Raw genomic sequence first — 2,871 nt, 5'->3', positions numbered from 1 at the left:
ATCCAGCCTTGCGGCGTGGGCTTCTTCGTGTGGTCGACCGTGCTGGCCTACAACGCCGACAAGCTGAAAACCGCTCCGACCAGTTGGGCTGATTTCTGGGACACCAAGAAATTCCCGGGCAAGCGCGGCCTGCGTAAAGGCGCCAAGTACACCCTGGAATTCGCACTGATGGCTGACGGCGTTGCGCCGAAAGACGTCTACAAAGTGCTGGCCGGCAAAGATGGCCAGGACCGCGCGTTCAAGAAACTCGATGAACTCAAGCCAAGCATCCAGTGGTGGGAAGCCGGCGCACAACCGCCGCAATACCTCGCCTCCGGTGACGTGGTCATGAGCTCGGCCTACAACGGCCGGATCGCCGCGGTACAAAAAGAAAGCAACCTGAAAGTGGTGTGGAACGGCGGCATCTACGACTTCGACGCGTGGGCGATTCCAAAAGGTCTGGACAAGACCCGTGCCGAAGCTGCGAAGAAATTCATCGCCTTCTCGGTACAGCCGCAACAGCAGAAGACCTACTCGGAAAACATCGCCTACGGCCCGGCCAACACCCAGGCAGTGCCATTGCTGTCCAAGGATGTCCTGAAAGACATGCCGACCACCCCGGAAAACATCGCCAACCAGGTGCAGATCGACGTCAGCTTCTGGGCTGACAACGGCGAGCAACTGGAGCAGCGCTTCAATTCCTGGGCTGCCAAGTAACCACAACACTGTGGGCTTGCCTCTCCTACAGGGGCTGATGTGTAGCTAACAAGAACAGAGGTGGCCTCCCAGTTATGGAGTGCCACCCTCTGTAACGATCAAAGATTTCCGGAGTACGCCATGGCTATCGCCGTTCCCGTGAACGCGGGCACCGACCCCACCTTGAAGCAGCGGCTAAAGCACGCCGAGCGAATCAACCGCTGGAAAGCACAAGCCTTGATCGCGCCGTTGGTGCTGTTTCTGTTGCTGGTGTTCCTGGTGCCGATCGTGGCGCTGCTCTACAAAAGCGTCGGTAACCCGGAAGTGGTCGGCGTGATGCCGCGCACTGTGGCAGCCATCGCCAGTTGGGATGGCCGAGGCCTGCCGGCAGAGCCTGTGTACAAGGCCGCCAGCGAAGACCTCGCCGAAGCCCGCAAGAATCAGACCTTGGGTGATTTGTCCAAGCGCTTGAACATGGAGTTGGCCGGCTACCGCAGCCTGCTGACCAAAACCGCGCGCGCCTTGCCGTTCGCCACGGAGCCTGCTTCTTATAAAGAAGCGCTGGAAGGACTCGACGAACGCTGGGGCGATCCGGCCTATTGGCAGGTGGTGCGCCGCAACACCAGTGGCGTGACGCCTTATTACCTGCTGGCCGCCGTCGATCACCGTATCGACGACCTCGGCGAACTGGCCCGGGCCACTCCCGATCAGGCGATCTACCTCGACATCTTTGCCCGTACGTTCTGGATGGGCCTGATCATCACCATGATCTGCCTGGTGCTTGCTTATCCGCTGGCCTACCTGCTGGCGAACCTGCCCTCGCGCCAAAGCAACCTGCTGATGATTCTGGTGCTGTTGCCGTTCTGGACCTCGATTCTGGTGCGGGTCGCGGCGTGGATCGTGTTGCTGCAATCGGGCGGCTTGATCAACAGCGGCCTGATGGCCATGGGCGTCATCGATAAGCCGCTGGAACTGGTGTTCAACCGCACCGGGGTCTACATCTCGATGGTGCACATCCTGCTGCCGTTCATGATTCTGCCGATCTACAGCGTGATGAAAGGTATCTCGCCGACTTACATGCGTGCGGCGATTTCCCTGGGCTGCCACCCGTTCGCCAGTTTCTGGCGGGTGTACTTCCCGCAGACCTATGCCGGTGTTGGCGCCGGTTGCCTGTTGGTGTTCATCCTCGCCATCGGCTACTACATCACCCCGGCGTTGCTGGGCAGCCCGAACGATCAGATGGTCAGTTACTTCGTCGCCTTCTACACCAACACCAGCATCAACTGGGGCATGGCGACCGCGCTCGGTGGACTGTTGCTGCTGGCGACCGTGGTGCTTTATCTGATTTACAGCTGGCTGGTGGGCGCCAGTCGCCTGCGCCTGAGCTAAGGGGAGAGTGAAATGCTGAGTCCTTATATGTCGCCCATCGAACGGGTGTGGTTCTACAGCTTGCGGATTCTCTGCGGCTTGATTTTGTTGTTCCTGATCTTGCCGGTGCTGGTGATCATTCCGCTGTCGTTCAACTCAGGGAGTTTTCTGGTCTACCCGCTGCAAGGCTTCTCGCTGCACTGGTATCAGGACTTCTTTGCCTCGGCGGAATGGATGCGTTCGTTGAAGAACAGCATGATCGTGGCTCCGGCAGCGACCGTGCTGGCGATGATCTTCGGTACGCTGGCGGCGATCGGCCTGACCCGTGGCGACTTCCCGGGCAAGGCGCTGGTGATGGCGCTGGTGATTTCGCCGATGGTGGTGCCGGTGGTGATCATTGGTGTGGCCAGTTACCTGACCTTCGCGCCACTGGGGTTCGGCAACAGCTATACCTCGTTGATCGTGGTGCACGCCGTGCTGGGCGTGCCGTTCGTGATCATCACGGTATCGGCGACCTTGCAGGGGTTCAACCAGAACCTGGTGCGGGCCGCGGCCAGCCTGGGAGCTTCGCCGCTGACGACGTTCCGCCGGGTGACCTTGCCGTTGATTGCGCCGGGGGTGATTTCCGGTGCGCTGTTTGCCTTCGCTACCTCGTTCGATGAAGTGGTGGTGACGCTGTTCCTCGCCGGTCCCGAACAAGCGACCTTGCCTCGGCAGATGTTCAGCGGCATCCGCGAAAACCTCAGCCCGACAATCGCCGCTGCCGCGACGCTGCTGATCGCATTCTCGGTGATCCTGTTGCTGACCCTGGAATGGCTGCGTGGGCGC

3 protein-coding genes are annotated in these 2,871 nt (G+C 60.3%); all 3 read left to right on the top strand.

From position 1 onward, the window contains the following. On the top strand, positions 1-696 hold a 696-nt coding region (locus AC1DLB_RS26685; protein ID WP_477785978.1), incomplete at its 5' end, for an extracellular solute-binding protein. 120 nt (positions 697-816) lie between these two features. After that, entirely contained in the window at positions 817-2,064 is a 1,248-nt protein-coding gene (locus AC1DLB_RS26680; RefSeq protein WP_018928863.1) for an ABC transporter permease, read from the top strand. A gap of 12 nt (positions 2,065-2,076) precedes the next feature. After that, positions 2,077-2,871 (top strand): ABC transporter permease (locus AC1DLB_RS26675; protein ID WP_477785977.1); only part of this gene is annotated, 795 nt, incomplete at its 3' end.

This window comes from Pseudomonas sp. 05N434 (assembly GCF_056396965.1).
The sequence above is the reverse complement of the archived record's forward strand: the minus strand, read 5'-3'. Positions and strand labels throughout refer to the sequence as shown.